The sequence below is a fragment of the Streptomyces sp. NPDC002324 genome (assembly GCF_053593335.1).
In genome coordinates this window covers 82,795-98,896 of sequence record NZ_JBSFCF010000012.1, presented here as the reverse complement: position 1 = coordinate 98,896, position 16,102 = coordinate 82,795, and the positions used below count along the sequence as shown (strand labels likewise).

Below are 16,102 nucleotides of genomic sequence, written 5' to 3'. Positions count from 1 at the left end.
CTTGCGGCGACGCCGAGCCGTGCGCGAGCGTTCGGGGCCTCTGAACCTGGCGTACCCCTTCGGGGGGCCTCCCCCCCACCCCCCTCACCCCACCCCCCGCCACTCCCGCAGCCTCGCCTCCACCGCCCCCGCGATCCGTCGTCTCGCCTCGTGCCGGAGCACGCCGGTCATCAGTAGTCGGTCGTACGGCGTGTCCACGTGCCGTACGGACGCGATGACGGCGGAGGTCACCGCGACCTGCGTCAGCGCGCGTCCGGCCGCGCTGCGGCCCACGCGGCCGCTGCCGCGCAACGACGCGTGGGCTGCGATCTCCCGAGCCCGCTCGGCCGGGCACGCGGGGAACAGCCGTCGTACCTCCGCGGCGAACGCGTCCGTGAAACGGACGTCCTCCACCGCCCGTCGCCGTGCGTCCCGCAGCCGGCGTCGGCGTCGCACCTCGGCGTCCGCCAGACATCGCTCCTCTGCGCGGACCAGCGCCGCCTCCTCCACCAGGACACCCTGGCGCTCGTGACGACTTCGGCGCCGGTTGAACCGTACGACCACCGCCGACAACGCACTCTCCTCCCGGGCGCGCCGCGTGAGCGCGGTGTCGCCCCGGGGCAGGAACACCAGGTGCCCGAGATCCGCACAGTCCAGGCAGCGCGGCGCTCCCTCCTCCAGCACCAACAGCGCCACCGGACCGCTCCGGCACTCGGCGCAGTGCTTCTTCCTGAGTGCCTGCACGACGACAAGTCCGGTACGGGGCGGGGGAGTAGCGAGCGCTGCCATACGCGGTACTTTCCCGCTGGTGACCGTGTGGTCACGTCGTCGTCGGACCGGCGTCCCGACCGGCGCCGGCGCGGTCGGCCGCGCGCGGCATCATGGGCCGTGTGCGATTCGAAGCGATCACCTGGGAACGGCTCGGCGACCTCCTCGCCGACCGCATCGTCGACCTGAAGCCGGACGACGGATCGCCCTGGCCGCGCATCGCCTTCGACGGTGCCCCGGCCGCCCGCCCGGGAGACCTCGCCGACCGGGTGTCGGAGGCACTGCGCATACGCGGCCGGCCCTCGCTCGTCGTGGGCACCGAGGGGTTCCTCCGGCCCGCGTCGCTCCGGTTCGAGTACGGCCATGAGGACGTGGAGGCGTACTACGACGGCTGGTTCGACACCGCCGCCCTGTGGCGCGAGGTCTTCGGCCCCCTCGACCCCGGCGGCACGGGCCGGATCCTGCCCGACCTGTGGGACCCCACCACCGACCGCGCGACCCGCAGCCCCTACGTCCCACTCCCACCCGGTGCGATCCTGTTGACGCACGGCCCCCTCCTCCTCAAGCACTGGTTCCCCTTCGACCTGACCGTCCATGTCCTCCTCTCCCCGGGCGCCCTGCGCCGCCGCACCCCTGAGGGCGAGCACTGGACCCTCCCCGCCTTCGAGCGCTACGAGGCCGAGACGGACCCGGCCGCCACCGCCGACGTCCTGGTGCGCGCCGACGACCCACGACACCCGGCCTGGAACGGCTGACAGACACGCGGCGAACTCCGGAAGCTCCGCCACGTCCGGCGGTCCGGTGGGCCCATGCGCCGGCCGGCCCTCGGGGCGGCGAGGCACGGCGTGAGCATCCGGCTCGTCGGCGAGCCCAGGGGCCGTACCGTCCAATTCGCCGTCCGGGTCCATCCGCATCCCGCGTGGGCGGCGCGGGCCCGCCCCGAATACGCCCCCGAGTGCGCTTCGCTCCGGTCGCGGCAAGAATGTAGGGCGCCGGGACTAGCGGTGCGTCCTGCGCCGCGCCGGCCGTCCGGCACCGGGAGGTACTACATGACCACCGCCGGAGACATCATGCACCGCGGAGCCCAGTGGATCCCCGCCCACGAGACCCTGGACCGCGCCGCGCAGCTGATGCGCCAGCTGAACGTCGGGGCACTCCCCATCAGCGACCAGAACGAACGGCTCTGCGGCATCCTCACCGACCGCGACATCGTCGTCGGCTGTGTCGCCCTGGGCCACGACCCGTCGACGATCACGGCGGGCGAGATGGCCAAGGGCACCCCGCGCTGGATCGACGCGAGCGCGGACATCGGTGAGGTGTTGGAGGAGATGAAGGGGCACCAGATCCGCCGTCTCCCCGTGATCGAGAACAAGCGGCTCGTCGGCATGATCAGCGAAGCCGACCTGGCCCATCACCTGTCGGACGACCAGATCGCCGCCTGGGTCGAGAGCGTCTACGCCAAGAGCACGACACACTGACCCGACCGACCGACCGACCGACCGACCCGACCGGCCACCACTCCGCTTCCCGCGCTGTCCCCGTTCCCGTTCCCCTCCGGGCGTCACAGCCACCCGTTGCGCTTGAAGCCCCGGTAGAGGGTGACGCAGGCGGTGGCTATGACTCCCAGGACGAGCGGGTAGCCGAACCTCCAGTGCAGCTCGGGCATGTGCTCGAAGTTCATGCCGTAGACCCCGCACACCATGGTCGGCACGGCGATCAGTGCAGCCCACGCCGTGATCCGTCGCATGTCCTCGTTCTGCGCGACGCTGACCTGCGCCAGGTGCGCCTGGAGGATCGAGTTGAGCAGTTCGTCGAACGCGGCGATCTGCTCGGTGGCCCGCAGCAGGTGGTCGGAGACGTCCCGGAAGTAGGCCTGTATCTCCGGATCGACCACCCGGATCGGCCGCGAGGTCAGTTCCAGGAGGGGGCGGGCGAGCGGGGCCACCGCCCGCTTGAGTTCGAGCAGTTCGCGCTTGAGCTGGTAGATGCGACCGGGGTCGACGCGCGCGCCGTTCGCGGCGAACACATCCGTCTCGACCTGGTCGATGTCCGTCTGCACCGAGTCCGTGACGTTCAGATAGTCGTCGACCACATGGTCCGCGATCGCGTGCAGTACCGCTGCCGGTCCCTTGGACAGCTGCTCCGTGTTCGCCTCCAGCTCCTCGCGCAGTGGACCGAGCGAGCCGTGCCGCCCGTGCCGGACCGTGATCACGAAGTCGGCGCCGACGAACACCATGATCTCGCCGGTGTGCACCACCTCGCTCGTCGCGGTCAATTCGGCGTGCTCGACGTAGCAGACCGTCTTGAACACCGCGAACAGGGTGTCGCCGTAACGCTCCAGCTTGGGGCGCTGATGGGCCTCGACCGCGTCCTCGACCGCCAGCGGGTGCAGATCGAAGAGTTCGGCGATGCCGGCGAACTCCCGCTGCGTCGGCTCGTGCAGCCCCAGCCAGACGAAGCCGTGGTCGTGCTTGCGGACCTGCTTGACGGCCTCGACGACATCACGGCCACCGGGGGAGCGGACGCCCTTGTGGTACGTCACGCAGTTCACCACCGAGGTGCCCAGCGGGGAGCGGGCCGGATGGCTGAGGTCGACGCGGGGACGCCGTCGGGCCAGCCGTGCCATCCTGCGCAGACCACCGACTTTGTCGAAACCGGTGACCTTCCGCAGATTCCCTGCCATGGACATCTGGATCTCCTTGCGTGAATCCCCTCGCACCGCACTCCGTGCCTTGTCGCGCCAGTTTGCCAGGGCCGAACGAGTGCCGGGTAAGGCTGTGGGAACGGAATATTCCACTTCGCTTGTGCATGCGGACGCTCTTGCCGACGCCGGCCGTTCCTGATCCAGCCGCCCTGGCTTAGCCGCCCTGATCCAGCCGCTCCGATCCGGTCCGCCCCGTGCGATCGCCGTCAGGGGGACGGACCTCGCGGACCGCTGGAGAGTCGCCGTGAGTGATAAGTCGGTCAAATGGGATGATCGCGACATGATGCGAACCGATGGGTATCTCCTCGACCACCGGCGGGCCGAGAAGGGCCAGGGCCCCGACGCCTTCGCCACGCTCTTCGACCCCGCGACGTTCCGACACATGGAGGGCTTCGGACTGGGTTCGGGCTGGCGCTGCTGGGAGGTCGGCGCGGGCGGCACCACCGTGGTCTCCTGGCTGGCAAAGAAGGTCGGGCCGACCGGCAAGGTCATCGCGACCGGCACCGACATCTCCTGGGCCGTCCCCTCCGTCACCCGCCCGCCGGTCGAGGCCCTCGTCCACCGCCTGGGCGTCGACCAGCCGCCCGGCGACGGCTTCGACCTCGTCCATGCCCGCCTCGCCCTGGCCCACGCGCCGGACCGCGAGCGGGCACTGCTGTCGATGGTCAAGGCTCTGCGTCCTGGTGGACGGCTCCTGATCGAGGACGCCGACCCCGCTCTCCAACCCCTGGCCTGCCTGGAGGAAACCGGCCCCGAGCACCAGTTGGCCAACAGGCTCCGCGAGGCCGTCCGCGCCCTGCTCGCCGAACGTGGAGTCGATCCGGCACACGGCCGGCGACTCCCGCGACTGCTGCGCGCGGCGGGACTGCGTGGTGTGGAGGCCGACGCGTACTTCCCCGTGGCCTCACCTGCCTGCGCGGCGCTGGAGTCGACGACCATCGGCGGACTGCGCGGTGCACTCGTCGAGGCGAACCTCGCCACGGAGGAGGAGATCGACCGGCATCTGGCCGACATCGCCGCCGGCGCCATGGACATCGCCGCCCCGCCGCTCATCTCGGCATGGGGCCGAAAGGCATAGTGCGGCGTGTTCGTGTTCGATCCCGCACGGGCGTGCGGGGGCGCGACCGCCCGACCTACGCCGTGCGAGACCCTCAGCCCACCCCCGGCGGCCGTCCCCCCACCTTCTGCACCGCCCGCGCCCCCGCCCCGCACCCCTCGATCGCCGCTTCCTCGGCCTCCGCGCCCGCGAGCAGCGCGGCCAGGAACGCCCCGGTGAAGGCGTCACCGGCGCCGGTGGTGTCGCGCGGCGTGGCTGGAGCCGCCGGAATCCGTGCCGCGACACTGCCCCCGCGGGCGACCAGCGCGCCGTCGGCGCCCTGCTTGGCCACGACCAGGGGGACGAGGCGGCTCAACTTGGCCGCCGCGTCGGCCGGATCGGGCAGTCCGGTCAGCAGGCACGCCTCGTCGCGGCTGGGCAGCAACAGATCGACTCCCTCGACGAGCGAGAGGAAACGGGCCACGCCCAGCCGCCTGAGGAATCCCGCCGACGCGGGATCGACGCTCACCGGCACTCCACGCGCGCGTGCCGACTCCAGGGCCACGGACACCAGCGCGCGACTCGGCTCCGAGAAGAACAGATAGCCCGACAGATGCAGCCGCGCGATCCCGTCGAGCAGTGACGGTGACCAGTCGTCAGGGTCGAGCCGCAACGAGGCGCCGCTGTCGGTGAGGAACGTGCGTTCGGCCGCCTCACCCGCGTCCACCAGGCAGATCACCGTCCCCGTGGCCGCGTCCGGATCGACGACGAGACGGGGCAGTACCCCCGAAGCCCGCAGCTCCCGCTCGTGCCACGCGGCCCCGTCCGTGCCCACACGCCCCAGCAGCCGCACGTCGGCGCAGCCCCAGTGGGCCGCCCAGCAGGCCACGTTGGCACCCGCCCCGCCCGGCAGCGTCCGGATCGCGGAGGCCGTGTCGGTGCCCGGCGCGAGCGGTCCGCGGTGCCGGGCGACGACATCCGTGACGACGTCCCCCACGACGAGCAGCCCGCGGCTCATGTCACGCCCCGGCCCAGGCCGCCGCGATCCGGGACGCGAGCCGCACGTTGCCGCGTACCGCTGCCAGGTTGGCGCTGAGGGAGGCGCCGTCCGTGTGCCTGACCAGATGGCTCAGCAGGAAGGGTGTGACCCCCTGCCCCGTGACGCCCTCCGCCTCGCACGCGCGCAGCGCCTCCGCGAGCACGCGCGCGTGCAGTTCGGGATCGAGCTGTTCCTCCTCCGGTACGGGGTTGGCGACGATCAGCGCCGACTCCGGTCCGTCGAGCGTGTCCTGTGCCCGCATGACGTCCGCGACCTCGTCCGGGGACCGAAGCGTCCACTCCACCGGATGACCCGAGTCGGACAGATAGAACCCGGGGAAGCGCTCCGTGCCGTACCCGGCGACCGCGACACCCAGCGTCTCCAGGCGCTGCAGGGTGGCCGGGACGTCCAGGATCGACTTCACGCCGGCGCACACCACCGTGATCCGGGTGCGGGCGAGAAGGCCCAGGTCGGCGGATTCGTCCTGGGTCGACGTCCACTGCCGGTGCACACCCCCGAGCCCGCCCGTAGCGAACACCCGTACGCCTGCCAGGGCCGCCAGTTGGGCGGTCGCCGACACGGTGGTCGCGCCGCTCGCACCGGAGGCCACCGCGAGGGGCAGGTCCCGGTGTCCCAGCTTGCGGATGCCGTCCTCGTTGGCGACCCGCTCCAACTGGTCCTTGCCGAGGCCGATGTGGGGCCGCCCGTCGAGCACGGCGATCGTCGCGGGTACGGCTCCCTCCTGCCGTACGACCTCTTCCAGTTCCAGTGCCACCTGCAGATTGCGCGGGCGGGGAAGCCCGTGCGCGATGATCGTGGACTCCAGCGCCACCACGGGTCGACGCGCGTCGACCGCTTCCCGCACCTCTTCGGACACCACCAGCACGCGCTCGCCTCCTGTCTGTCGTTCTTCTCTCATCCCTGGCGGACGGCGCGCCCGGCCAAACCCTTGCGCACTGTGGTGCAGGACACCAGCCTGAAGTGCATGAAGGACAACACGACACGCCTTGACCATGTCGTCCTGTGGGTGCGGGAGCCGATCGCCGCGGCCGCCTTCTACGAGGAGGCCGTCGGCCTGGAGCCAGTGCGGGTCACCGAGTACGCGGCGGGACGAGCGCCCTTCCCCTCCGTACGCCTCAACGACGAGACCCTCCTCGACCTCATGCCGCTCGCCATGGCCGAAACCCTGACCATGGTGCCCGGCGCCGCCGACAGCGCGGGGCACCCGGTCAACCACGTCTGCCTGGCCATGCCCGGCGACGCCTTCGACGACCTGCGCACCCGCCTGGAGGACAGGGCGGTTCCCGTCTCCGACTTCTCGTACGACTCCTTCGGTGCGCGGGGAGCGGCCCGGCGCAGCTTCTACTTCCGGGACCCGGACGGCAACGTGCTCGAGGCACGTCACTACGACGAGGCGTGATCGGTTTCCGGCCGCTCCGCGCGTGCCGGAGCGCGGCCCGACGACCGATGCGCGCCCACTGCACCCGCCTTCGGTGCCCCTTCCGCACAGGCCGGAGACGGACACGCGCAGTCCGTCCACGGCCGTCTCAGAACAGGGGCTCCGGAAGCACGCCCTCCAACGCCAGCAGCTTCCGCTTGGTCTCCAGCCCGCCGCCGAATCCGCCGATGCCGCCGTCGCTCTCGACCACCCGGTGGCACGGCACGACCACGGGCAACGGATTCGACCCCATCGCGACTCCGACCGCCTGGGCAGCGCCCGGCTGCCCCACGCGCCGCGCGAGATCGCCGTAGCCCACGACCGAGCCGTAGCGGACGCCGGACGCCAGCTCGCGCAGCACCTGGCGGTTGAACCCCGAGATCAGCGACCAGTCCAGCGGCAGCTCGAAGTCATGGCGCTCGCCCGCGAAGTACGCCTTCACCTGACGTATCGCCTCGGCCAGCTGCGGAGCGCCGGGTGCCTCCACAGGGGTGGTGCCCAGGCGGGAGGCGAGCCGGCCGAGTGTCTGGTCGCGCACCGCGTCCGTGGCGTGGAACACGACGTGCACCAGGCCCTCGTCCGTCGCGGCCAGCAGCAGCGGCCCGATGTCCGTGCCGACGACGGCCCATACGACCCGCTGCTCGTCCTGCGCATGGCTGTTCATGCGACCACCGTACGGGCCGCCACTGACAACGGCGGCGGCGTGCGGTCCACCCCGGCGAGACGCACGCCCTCGGCCCCGGACCGTGTCAGCCCTGCGTGGCGTCTCTGACCACGTCCGGCTTGTTGGTGATGATGCCGTTCACACCGTAGCCCGCCACCCGGCGCGCGTTGACCGCGTCGTTCACGGTCCACGTGAGGATCTCCAGGGGCTTCCCGTGCGGACCCACCAGCGCGTGGAGCGTGGCGACGTAGGACTCGGAGATGGTCGTGTACGAGGAGTTGATCTGGTCGCTGAACGTCGCGTACTCGGGCAGGTCGGCGATGTCCGGGGTGCCGAGGAGTCCGGTCTTCACCGCCGGGCGCAGCTCGTGCACCCGCCGGACGGCGTCGGCGCCGAAGCTCTGGATCACCAGCCTGTCCAGATGCGCCGGACCGAGCCAACCCTCGTTGCCGAGCACCTTGAGGGTCTCCTGCTCGATGCCCGGATAGAGCTGCGGGTTCTTGATCTCGAGGACGAGCTTCTGGTGGTTGCGTGACACACGCCTCATGTACTGCTCCAGCGTCGGAACGCGCGCGCCCGCGTACGCGTCGCCGAACCAGCTGCCCGCGTCCAGGCGCGCGATCTCCGCGGCGGTGAAGTCCGCCACGTTCCAGGGAGCGCGCTCCGGATAGAGCTCCTCGACGTTGGTCGTCCGCGTCAGCGTCGCGTCATGGACGACGACGAGCCTGCCGTCCCTGGTGCGCTGGACGTCGTTCTCGACCCACTCGACGCCCATCTCGTCGGCCTTGTCGACGGCGGCCAGTGTGTTCTCGGGCGCGTAGGCGGATGCTCCGCGATGCGCGACGACCAGCGGATTCTCGGTATCGGCGGCCGCATGGGCGGCGGAAGTGGGGAGCAGGAGGACGGTGGCCCCCAAGAACGCTGTGGTCGCGGCGGCAACTGCGCGCACGTGCATGCGTACTCCTCGCGTCGATCGATCACGGTCAGCTCAAGAGTGACAGCAGAGGGTCAACGGCAGAGGGGCGCAGGATGACCACGAATTGAATGGAGTTGCCCAAGTCCGCTCACGGGCACCGCACAAGTGAGGCAAGGGCGTGTTTCTTTGCCGGAAAATCGTTCGACCATTCCGGTGGGGGTCATACTCTCTGCGACAACCCTGACCGTCGTGGCGGTCCCGGGGCTGGGGGCACGTCAGGCAATCCAGGGACGCGACAGGGCGGGAAAGGCAGCCGCGAATGCAGGGCACGGTCGACGGCTTCAGCTACGGACTCGTCACACCGGTGGTGGCCTATCTCATGGCCTGCCTCGGTGGTGCGCTGGGCCTGCGCTGCACCACCAGATCGACGCTCGTGGACGGCCGCCGGCGGATCGGCTGGCTCGCGCTGGGCTCGGCGGCCATCGGTTCCGGCATCTGGACGATGCACTTCGTGGCGATGATGGGGTTCAAGGTCCTGCAGACCCCGGTCCGCTACGACCCCCTGACGACCTTCGCGAGTCTCGCCGTCGCGATCGTCATGGTCGGCATCGGCATCTTCATGGTCGCCTCCAAGGGGGCGACCGGGGCCGCGCTCTTCACCGGCGGCACCATCACGGGACTGGGCATCGCCTCCATGCACTACCTGGGCATGGCCGGACTGCGTCTCAACGGCACGCTCGAATACAACACGCTCACCGTGGCCGCGTCGGTCGTGATCGCCGTGGTGGCCGCCATCGCCGCGCTGTGGGCCGCCGGACAGGTCCGCGGTTTCCTGTGGAGCGTCGGCGCCAGTCTCGTCATGGGGATCGCCGTCAGCGGCATGCACTACACGGGCATGGCCGCCCTCGACGTCCATCTGCACAGCGCCGCCGCCTCCGCCCCGGCCGACGGCTCCTCCTCCGCCGGACTGCTCGCCCCGCTCATCATCGGCCCGCTGGTCTTCCTGCTCCTCGCGGGCGTCGTCGTGATGTTCGACCCGTTCATGATCATGGGCCGGTTCTACGCGGGTCCGGTCGAGCGGCGGCCCGGCATCCCGGCCCAGGCCTCCGCACACACCTGCCGGCACCCGGAGTCCCACCTCGCCCGGGAGCACCGCGAGCGCAGTTCCCGCACCCCGCAGAACCGCTGATCGGAGCCCGTTGTCAGTGCGGGGTCGTACGGTGGATTCCATGCGGCCCGTTTCCAAGATCGAACGCACGGTGGCGCCCCTCGAGGTCGTCAGCTCCTACCAGCCGAGCGGTGACCAGCCCACGGCCATCGCCGAGCTCGCCCAGCGCATCGGGGCGGGTGAGAAGGACGTCGTCCTGCTCGGCGCGACCGGTACCGGCAAGTCCGCCACCACCGCGTGGATGATCGAGAAGCTCCAGCGCCCCACCCTGGTGATGGCGCCGAACAAGACGCTGGCCGCCCAGCTGGCCAACGAGTTCCGCGAGCTGCTGCCGAACAACGCGGTCGAGTACTTCGTCTCGTACTACGACTACTACCAGCCCGAGGCGTACGTCCCGCAGTCGGACACCTACATCGAGAAGGACTCCTCGATCAACGAGGAGGTGGAGCGCCTGCGCCACTCCGCGACCAATTCGCTGCTCACCCGCCGCGACGTCGTGGTGGTCGCCTCGGTCTCCTGCATCTACGGCCTCGGTACGCCTCAGGAGTACGTGGACCGCATGGTCCCCCTCCGGGTCGGTGAGGAGTTCGACCGTGACGAGCTGCTGCGCCGTTTCGTGGACATCCAGTACACGCGCAACGACCTGGCGTTCTCCCGCGGCACCTTCCGCGTCCGCGGTGACACCATCGAGATCTTCCCGGTCTACGAGGAACTCGCCGTCCGCATCGAGATGTTCGGCGACGAGATCGAGGCCCTCTCCACGCTCCACCCCCTCACCGGCGAGATCATCAGCGACGACCAGCAGCTGTACGTCTTCCCCGCCTCCCACTACGTCGCCGGCCCCGAGCGCCTGGAGCGCGCCGCCAACGACATCGAGAAGGAGCTGGGGGAGCGACTCGCCGAGCTGGAGAAACAGGGCAAGCTCCTGGAGGCCCAGCGGCTGCGCATGCGCACGACCTACGACCTGGAGATGCTTCGCCAGATCGGCTCCTGCTCCGGCGTGGAGAACTACTCGATGCACTTCGACGGCCGTGAGCCCGGCTCCCCGCCGAACACCCTGCTGGACTACTTCCCGGACGACTTCCTCCTGGTCATCGACGAGTCCCATGTCACCGTGCCCCAGATCGGCGCGATGTACGAGGGCGACGCCTCCCGCAAGCGCACCCTGGTCGACCACGGGTTCAGGCTGCCCTCCGCCCTGGACAACCGTCCCCTGAAGTGGGAGGAGTTCCAGGAACGCGTCGGGCAGACGGTCTACCTCTCGGCGACCCCCGGACAGTACGAGCTGTCCCGCTCCGACGGCCATGTCGAGCAGATCATCCGCCCCACCGGCCTCGTCGACCCCGAGGTCGTCGTCAAACCCACCGAGGGCCAGATCGACGACCTGGTGCACGAGATCCGGGGGCGCACCGAGAAGGACGAGCGGGTCCTCGTCACCACGCTCACCAAGAAGATGGCCGAGGATCTCACCGACTACTTCCTGGAACTGGGCATCCAGGTCCGCTATCTCCACAGCGATGTCGACACCCTGCGCCGCGTCGAACTGCTGCGCGAGCTACGGGCCGGTGAGTACGACGTCCTGGTGGGCATCAACCTCCTGCGCGAGGGTCTGGACCTCCCCGAGGTCTCCCTGGTGGCGATCCTCGACGCCGACAAGGAAGGCTTCCTGCGCTCCGGGACCTCACTGATCCAGACCATCGGCCGCGCGGCACGCAACGTGTCGGGGCAGGTCCACATGTACGCCGACAGGATCACCCCGGCGATGGCGAAGGCCATCGACGAGACCAACCGGCGCCGGGAGAAGCAGGTCGCGTACAACAAGGCGAACGGCATCGACCCCCAGCCGCTCCGCAAGAAGATCAACGACATCGTCGCGCGGATCGCCCGCGAGGACGTCGACACCGAACAGCTGCTCGGCACGGGTTACCGCCAGGGGAAGGACGGCAAGGCCGCCAAGGCCCCTGTCCCCGCCCTCGGTGGCAAGGCGGCCAGAGCCGCCAAGGCGGGAGTGAAGGAAGCCGCTCCGACCGACCGCCCCGCCGCCGAGCTCGCCCAGCAGATCGACGAGATGACGCAGCGCATGCGCGCGGCCGCCGCCGACCTGCAGTTCGAGATCGCCGCCCGGCTGCGTGACGAGGTCTCCGAGATGAAGAAGGAACTGCGGCAGATGAGAGAGGCGGGGCAGGCCTGACGGCCGGGGCGGCGCCGGGGGAGGAGGCACACCCCCGGCGCGGGCGCGCTGTGTTGCAAGACCGACACAAAGTGCCACACGGGCTGCGGCAATGTCAGTGCCGCTGCGTAAGGTGCTGCACATCCGCGGACTCCGCGGAAACAGGGGACAGTTCGAGAGGGGAAACAGCGCGTGACCGTCAACATGACCAAGGGTCAGGCCATCAGTCTGCAGAAGAACGACGGAGGCAGCCTGACCGCGGTACGCATGGGTCTCGGCTGGCAGGCTGCCCCCAGGCGCGGCCTGTTCGGATCCCGCACCCGCGAGATCGACCTCGACGCCTCCGCCGTGCTGTTCGCGGACAAGCAGCCGGTCGACGTCGTCTTCTTCCGTCACCTGGTGAGCGACGACGGCTCCGTCCGCCACACCGGTGACAACCTGGTCGGCGGCGTGGGCCAGGGCGGCGACGACGAGGCGATCCTCGTCGACCTGGCCCGGATCCCGGTCCACATCGACCAGATCGTCTTCACCGTGAACTCCTTCACGGGCCAGACCTTCCAGGAGGTGCAGAACGCGTTCTGCCGTCTGGTCGACGAGACCAACGGCCAGGAGCTCGCGCGCTACACCCTCGCGGGCGGCGGCCAGTACACGGCCCAGATCATGGCCAAGGTGCACCGCGCGGGCGCGGGATGGCAGATGACCGCCATCGGCACGCCCGCCAACGGGCGCACCTTCCAGGACCTGATGCCGGCGATCCTGCCGGTTCTCTAGCGAGCACGACGCAGCACGCGGTGAGCGACACAGGGGGAAGAAGTCGATGACGGCCGAGCTGGTCCGGGGGCAGAACCATCCGCTCCCCGAGGTCCGACTGGAGATCCGCGTCTCGGCCGGCACGCCGATCGTGGCCGGGGCCACCCTCGGCGACGAGCGCGGCCGGGTGCACGGAGTGGAGTGGGTCGCCCACCCGGGCGCGCCCACCCTGCCGGGCGTCGAGGTCCCCAGACAGGCGGCGGCCGACCACCGCCTCGCCGTGGACCTCGATGCCCTGACGCCGTCCGTGCACCGGGTGACCGTGCTGCTCGCCCTGCCGTCCGGCAGCGGCGGGCCGGCGCGGTTCGGTGCCGTCGCCGCCCCCTTCGTCGCGGTCACCGGCCTCGACGGCACCGAGGTCGCCAGCTACACCATCACCGACCTCGAGGCGGAGTCGGCGGTCATCGCCCTGGAGCTGTATCGCAGACAGGGCGCCTGGAAAGTCCGCGCGGTCGGCCAGGGGTACGCGGGCGGCCTCGCCGAGCTGCTCACCGACCAGGGGCTGGCGCAGGCCCAGCAGCTCGCCGGCAGCATCCACGAGGCCGTGGTCCAGGGCCTCGCCCGCTCCGTGGCCGCGCCTCCGCCCCGCGTTCCGGAGACGGACCGTCCCCGCCGGACGGCCGCCCCCGCGCAGGGCCCCGACCAGACCCACGGGGACGCGACACCTCAGGGCCTGCCCGGGAACACCCCACCGCAGCAAGGACATCCGCCCGCCTCCCCGTACGGCGGCACACCCCCGTACGGCTCCTCGCCCGACGCCACACTGCCCGATCACCTCTCGCCGCAGCACGGCGGCCCCGCCCCGGCCGACCCGTCCGCCGGGTCCCAGCCCGCCGCGTCCACCACCGGCGGCCCCGTCAACTACAGCCACCCCGGCCGCCAGACCACCGCGCCGCCGCCTCCGCCGCCGACCGCGCCCCCGGCCCAGCCGGGACAGCCCGCGCGGCCCGTCGCCGGTGACGCGACCGGCTGGTCCATGGAGGAGCGGCTCTACAACCAGGTGTGGGGCATGTTCGAGGACCTCGCCCGCACCACCGCCGCGTATCGCAGCGCCGTCGATTTCGCCGAGTCGCGCATGGAGCAGGAGCTGGACAGGGCCCTGTCCGACCCACGCAGCCGGATCGGCGGACAGGGCGACGCGGTGCGCGAGGCCGCCCGCGCCAAGCACGCCCAGCTCGTCGACCAGGCCCGGGAGGCCCTCGACCGCGACCTCGCCCAGCTCCGGGCCGAGGCCGATGTCGTCGAGCCCGCGCTGCCCCCGGCCTTCGCCGGCTGGGACAACCCGGTCTGGCACGGCTACCGGGTGCCGATGGAGATCCCGATGGCCCTGCGCCTGGGCGACCTCCGGCTGCCGGAGAGCGAGGACGTGCGCATACCGATGCTGGTCCGGCTGCCGCTGGAGCGCGGTCTGTGGATCGACAGCGGGCGCTCCGGCTCCCGCGACTCGCTCGTCGACTCCGACGAGCTGCGCCGCCGTGCGCTGGACACGGCGGTGGCGCTCGCCGCGCGCCTGCTCGCGGTCTACCCGCCCGGAGAGTTCACGGTGCATGTCGTCGACGCGGCCGGGGCCGGCGTGTCCGCACTGGCTCCGCTGGTGGGGGCGGGTGTCCTCGCCGGACCGCCGGCCGCCGGAGCCGCGGGCGTCTCCGACGTCCTCGGGCGGCTCACCCAGCGCGTCGACCTCGTGCAGATGGCGGTGCGCGGTGGTGCGGCCGACGCCCTGCCCCCCGGCTTCGACACGGCCGAACAGCTGCTGATCGTCAACGACTTCCCGCACGGTTTCGACGACCGCGCCGTCACCCAGCTCCGCTATCTCGCGGACGAGGGCCCGGCTTTCGGCGTCCACCTGATGATGGTCGCCGACCGGCAGGAAGCCGCCTCCTACGGGCCGTTGCTCGACCCGCTGTGGCGTTCGCTGATGCGACTCACACCCACCCCCGACGACCATCTCGCCGACCCCTGGGTCGGGCACGCCTGGACGTACGAGCCGTCGAGCATCCCGCCCGGCAGCCGGGTCATGCGCGACGTCCTCGCCCGCGTCGCGGACGCCCGCCGCTCCTGGAACCGGTGAGCCCAGCCCTGTACCAAGCCCTCGCAAAGCCGCCTGACCTGCGGTTTTGATTCTTTCTTTGCCAGGCCCTTTACCAATTCTTGGTGATTGGGGTACTCTTTTCGTGCGGAGGGGAGTACTCCCTACTTGCTGCGGCGTACCCGTCAATACGGATCAATCCTGATCCCGGGGCGTCGGCCCGGCGGCACCGGACGTTGTGGAACGTCCTGGAGGACCGGGTGGAAGAGACCTCCGGTAGCGACGACGCTGAAATTTGCCGTTACGTACTGCCGGAGGCGCAGTGGATGTTTCAACGACCCTTTGGGTCCTGACAGTTGTGGGCCTCGCCGCCCTCATCGCGGTCGACTTCTTCATCGGCCGCAAGCCCCATGAAGTGTCCATCAAGGAAGCCGGAATCTGGACGGTCGTCTGGATCGTCCTGGCCGCCCTCTTCGGACTCGGGCTGCTCGTCTTCTCCGGCGGCCAGCCGGCCGGAGAGTTCTTCGCGGGCTACATCACCGAGAAGTCCCTGAGCGTCGACAACCTCTTCGTCTTCGTCCTGATCATGGCGAAGTTCTCGGTGCCCACGCAGTACCAGCAGCGGGTGCTGCTGGTCGGCGTGCTGATCGCCCTGGTGCTCCGCGCGATATTCATCGCCGCGGGCGCGGCGATCCTCGCCAGCTTCGCCTGGGTCTTCTACATCTTCGGCGCGTTCCTGATCTACACCGCCTGGAAGCTCATCCAGGAGGCCAGGGCCGACGAGGCGGAGGAGGAGTACGAGGAGAACAAGCTCCTCAAGGCCGTCGAGAAGCGCTTCGGCGTCGCCGACCGGTACCACGGCACCAAGCTGTGGATCGAGCAGAACGGCAAGCGCGTCATGACGCCGATGCTGGTCGTGATGCTCGCCATCGGCACCACGGACATCCTCTTCGCACTGGACTCGATCCCGGCGATCTTCGGCCTGACCCAGGACCCGTACATCGTGTTCACGGCCAACGCGTTCGCGCTCATGGGCCTGCGACAGCTGTACTTCCTCATCGGCGGGCTGCTGAAGAAGCTGGTCCACCTGTCCTACGGTCTGTCGGTCATCCTCGGCTTCATCGGGGTGAAGCTGGTGCTGCATGCCCTGCACGAGTCCGGGGTACACGTCCCCGAGATCTCTATCCCCGTGTCGCTCGGCGTGATCTGCGCGGTCCTGGTCGTCACCACGATCACCAGCCTCATCGCCTCCAAGAAGCAGGTGGAGGCCGAGGCGGCGCAGGAGAAGGCCGAGGGCACCGAGAAGGACAGCATCGAGGCCTGACGCAGGGCCCGTACCGCACAGCAATCACTGATGGGGCCCCGCACGACGGTGACGCGT

Annotated in this window: 15 protein-coding genes; 9 read left to right on the top strand and 6 right to left on the bottom strand. The window is 70.5% G+C overall.

Translation table 11 applies throughout. The features are described from left to right. Positions 1-84: 84 nt before the first annotated feature. On the bottom strand, positions 85-768 hold the full coding sequence (locus ACWCRJ_RS18345; protein ID WP_450940228.1) for a DUF2293 domain-containing protein: 684 nt from the start codon (positions 766-768) through the stop codon (positions 85-87). 92 nt (positions 769-860) lie between these two features. Between ACWCRJ_RS18345 and ACWCRJ_RS18340 the strand changes: the two genes are divergently transcribed. Then, positions 861-1,502, top strand: a complete 642-nt coding sequence (locus ACWCRJ_RS18340) for a uridine kinase (RefSeq protein ID WP_450940227.1) — start codon at positions 861-863, stop codon at positions 1,500-1,502. A gap of 294 nt (positions 1,503-1,796) precedes the next feature. Beyond that, positions 1,797-2,225: a CBS domain-containing protein gene (locus ACWCRJ_RS18335; RefSeq protein ID WP_450940226.1), complete on the top strand. Its 429-nt coding sequence runs from the start codon at positions 1,797-1,799 to the stop codon at positions 2,223-2,225. A gap of 83 nt (positions 2,226-2,308) precedes the next feature. Here ACWCRJ_RS18335 and ACWCRJ_RS18330 read toward each other — a convergent pair whose 3' ends face one another. Next, the gene (locus tag ACWCRJ_RS18330; RefSeq protein ID WP_450940225.1) at positions 2,309-3,436 is read right to left on the bottom strand and encodes a magnesium and cobalt transport protein CorA; all 1,128 of its coding nucleotides are present in this window, start codon (positions 3,434-3,436) and stop codon (positions 2,309-2,311) included. A 295-nt stretch (positions 3,437-3,731) separates the two neighbouring features. Here ACWCRJ_RS18330 and ACWCRJ_RS18325 point away from each other — a divergent pair, with 295 nt between their 5' ends. Beyond that, positions 3,732-4,529, top strand: a complete 798-nt coding sequence (locus ACWCRJ_RS18325; RefSeq protein ID WP_450940224.1) for a methyltransferase domain-containing protein — start codon at positions 3,732-3,734, stop codon at positions 4,527-4,529. Between the two features lie 73 nt (positions 4,530-4,602). Here ACWCRJ_RS18325 and ACWCRJ_RS18320 read toward each other — a convergent pair whose 3' ends face one another. Together ACWCRJ_RS18320 and ACWCRJ_RS18315 are read right to left on the bottom strand one after the other, a co-directional pair. Next, positions 4,603-5,505 (bottom strand): carbohydrate kinase family protein, encoded by a 903-nt coding sequence (locus tag ACWCRJ_RS18320; RefSeq protein ID WP_450940223.1) that lies wholly within the window; start codon positions 5,503-5,505, stop codon positions 4,603-4,605. A 1-nt stretch (position 5,506) separates the two neighbouring features. Beyond that, on the bottom strand, positions 5,507-6,412 hold the full coding sequence (locus ACWCRJ_RS18315) for a pseudouridine-5'-phosphate glycosidase (RefSeq protein WP_450940222.1): 906 nt from the start codon (positions 6,410-6,412) through the stop codon (positions 5,507-5,509). Positions 6,413-6,511: 99 nt separating this feature from the next. On the opposite strand from ACWCRJ_RS18315, the gene ACWCRJ_RS18310 reads away from it, so the two are divergent. Further along, positions 6,512-6,946, top strand: a complete 435-nt coding sequence (locus ACWCRJ_RS18310; protein ID WP_450940221.1) for a VOC family protein — start codon at positions 6,512-6,514, stop codon at positions 6,944-6,946. 127 nt (positions 6,947-7,073) lie between these two features. Here the strand turns inward: ACWCRJ_RS18310 and ACWCRJ_RS18305 are convergent, their stop codons facing one another. Both ACWCRJ_RS18305 and ACWCRJ_RS18300 read right to left on the bottom strand, forming a co-directional pair. Beyond that, the gene (locus tag ACWCRJ_RS18305) at positions 7,074-7,628 is read right to left on the bottom strand and encodes a methylated-DNA--[protein]-cysteine S-methyltransferase (RefSeq protein WP_046917303.1); all 555 of its coding nucleotides are present in this window, start codon (positions 7,626-7,628) and stop codon (positions 7,074-7,076) included. Between the two features lie 85 nt (positions 7,629-7,713). After that, complete coding sequence (locus tag ACWCRJ_RS18300; RefSeq protein ID WP_450940220.1) at positions 7,714-8,583, bottom strand: glycerophosphodiester phosphodiesterase; 870 nt, start codon at positions 8,581-8,583, stop codon at positions 7,714-7,716. A 280-nt stretch (positions 8,584-8,863) separates the two neighbouring features. On the opposite strand from ACWCRJ_RS18300, the gene ACWCRJ_RS18295 reads away from it, so the two are divergent. The 5 genes from ACWCRJ_RS18295 to ACWCRJ_RS18275 all read left to right on the top strand — a co-directional run bounded on the left by ACWCRJ_RS18295 (position 8,864) and on the right by ACWCRJ_RS18275 (position 16,045). Next, positions 8,864-9,733 carry an MHYT domain-containing protein gene (locus ACWCRJ_RS18295; RefSeq protein WP_450940219.1) on the top strand — a complete coding sequence of 290 codons (870 nt, stop codon included), beginning with the start codon at positions 8,864-8,866 and terminating at the stop codon, positions 9,731-9,733. Between the two features lie 40 nt (positions 9,734-9,773). Then, positions 9,774-11,903, top strand: a complete 2,130-nt coding sequence (uvrB, locus tag ACWCRJ_RS18290) for an excinuclease ABC subunit UvrB (protein ID WP_450940218.1) — start codon at positions 9,774-9,776, stop codon at positions 11,901-11,903. Between the two features lie 171 nt (positions 11,904-12,074). After that, entirely contained in the window at positions 12,075-12,653 is a 579-nt protein-coding gene (locus ACWCRJ_RS18285) for a TerD family protein (protein ID WP_037693164.1), read from the top strand. A gap of 46 nt (positions 12,654-12,699) precedes the next feature. Next, positions 12,700-14,763 carry a TerD family protein gene (locus ACWCRJ_RS18280; RefSeq protein ID WP_450940217.1) on the top strand — a complete coding sequence of 688 codons (2,064 nt, stop codon included), beginning with the start codon at positions 12,700-12,702 and terminating at the stop codon, positions 14,761-14,763. Between the two features lie 280 nt (positions 14,764-15,043). Then, positions 15,044-16,045 (top strand): TerC/Alx family metal homeostasis membrane protein, encoded by a 1,002-nt coding sequence (locus tag ACWCRJ_RS18275; protein WP_450940216.1) that lies wholly within the window; start codon positions 15,044-15,046, stop codon positions 16,043-16,045. Positions 16,046-16,102 lie beyond the last annotated feature (57 nt).

Excerpts from the sequence above, each read along its gene's own strand:
- ACWCRJ_RS18335 (WP_450940226.1), top strand. The coding sequence starts at position 1,797 with ATGACCACCGCCGGAGACATCATGCACCGCGGAGCCCAGTGGATCCCC.
- ACWCRJ_RS18340 (WP_450940227.1), top strand. The coding sequence starts at position 861 with ATGGGCCGTGTGCGATTCGAAGCGATCACCTGGGAACGGCTCGGCGAC.
- ACWCRJ_RS18280 (WP_450940217.1), top strand. The coding sequence starts at position 12,700 with ATGACGGCCGAGCTGGTCCGGGGGCAGAACCATCCGCTCCCCGAGGTC.
- ACWCRJ_RS18345 (WP_450940228.1), bottom strand. The coding sequence starts at position 768 with ATGGCAGCGCTCGCTACTCCCCCGCCCCGTACCGGACTTGTCGTCGTG.
- ACWCRJ_RS18300 (WP_450940220.1), bottom strand. The coding sequence starts at position 8,583 with ATGCACGTGCGCGCAGTTGCCGCCGCGACCACAGCGTTCTTGGGGGCC.
- uvrB (WP_450940218.1), top strand. The coding sequence starts at position 9,774 with ATGCGGCCCGTTTCCAAGATCGAACGCACGGTGGCGCCCCTCGAGGTC.
- ACWCRJ_RS18305 (WP_046917303.1), bottom strand. The coding sequence starts at position 7,628 with ATGAACAGCCATGCGCAGGACGAGCAGCGGGTCGTATGGGCCGTCGTC.
- ACWCRJ_RS18310 (WP_450940221.1), top strand. The coding sequence starts at position 6,512 with ATGAAGGACAACACGACACGCCTTGACCATGTCGTCCTGTGGGTGCGG.
- ACWCRJ_RS18320 (WP_450940223.1), bottom strand. The coding sequence starts at position 5,505 with ATGAGCCGCGGGCTGCTCGTCGTGGGGGACGTCGTCACGGATGTCGTC.
- ACWCRJ_RS18330 (WP_450940225.1), bottom strand. The coding sequence starts at position 3,436 with ATGTCCATGGCAGGGAATCTGCGGAAGGTCACCGGTTTCGACAAAGTC.
- ACWCRJ_RS18325 (WP_450940224.1), top strand. The coding sequence starts at position 3,732 with ATGATGCGAACCGATGGGTATCTCCTCGACCACCGGCGGGCCGAGAAG.
- ACWCRJ_RS18295 (WP_450940219.1), top strand. The coding sequence starts at position 8,864 with ATGCAGGGCACGGTCGACGGCTTCAGCTACGGACTCGTCACACCGGTG.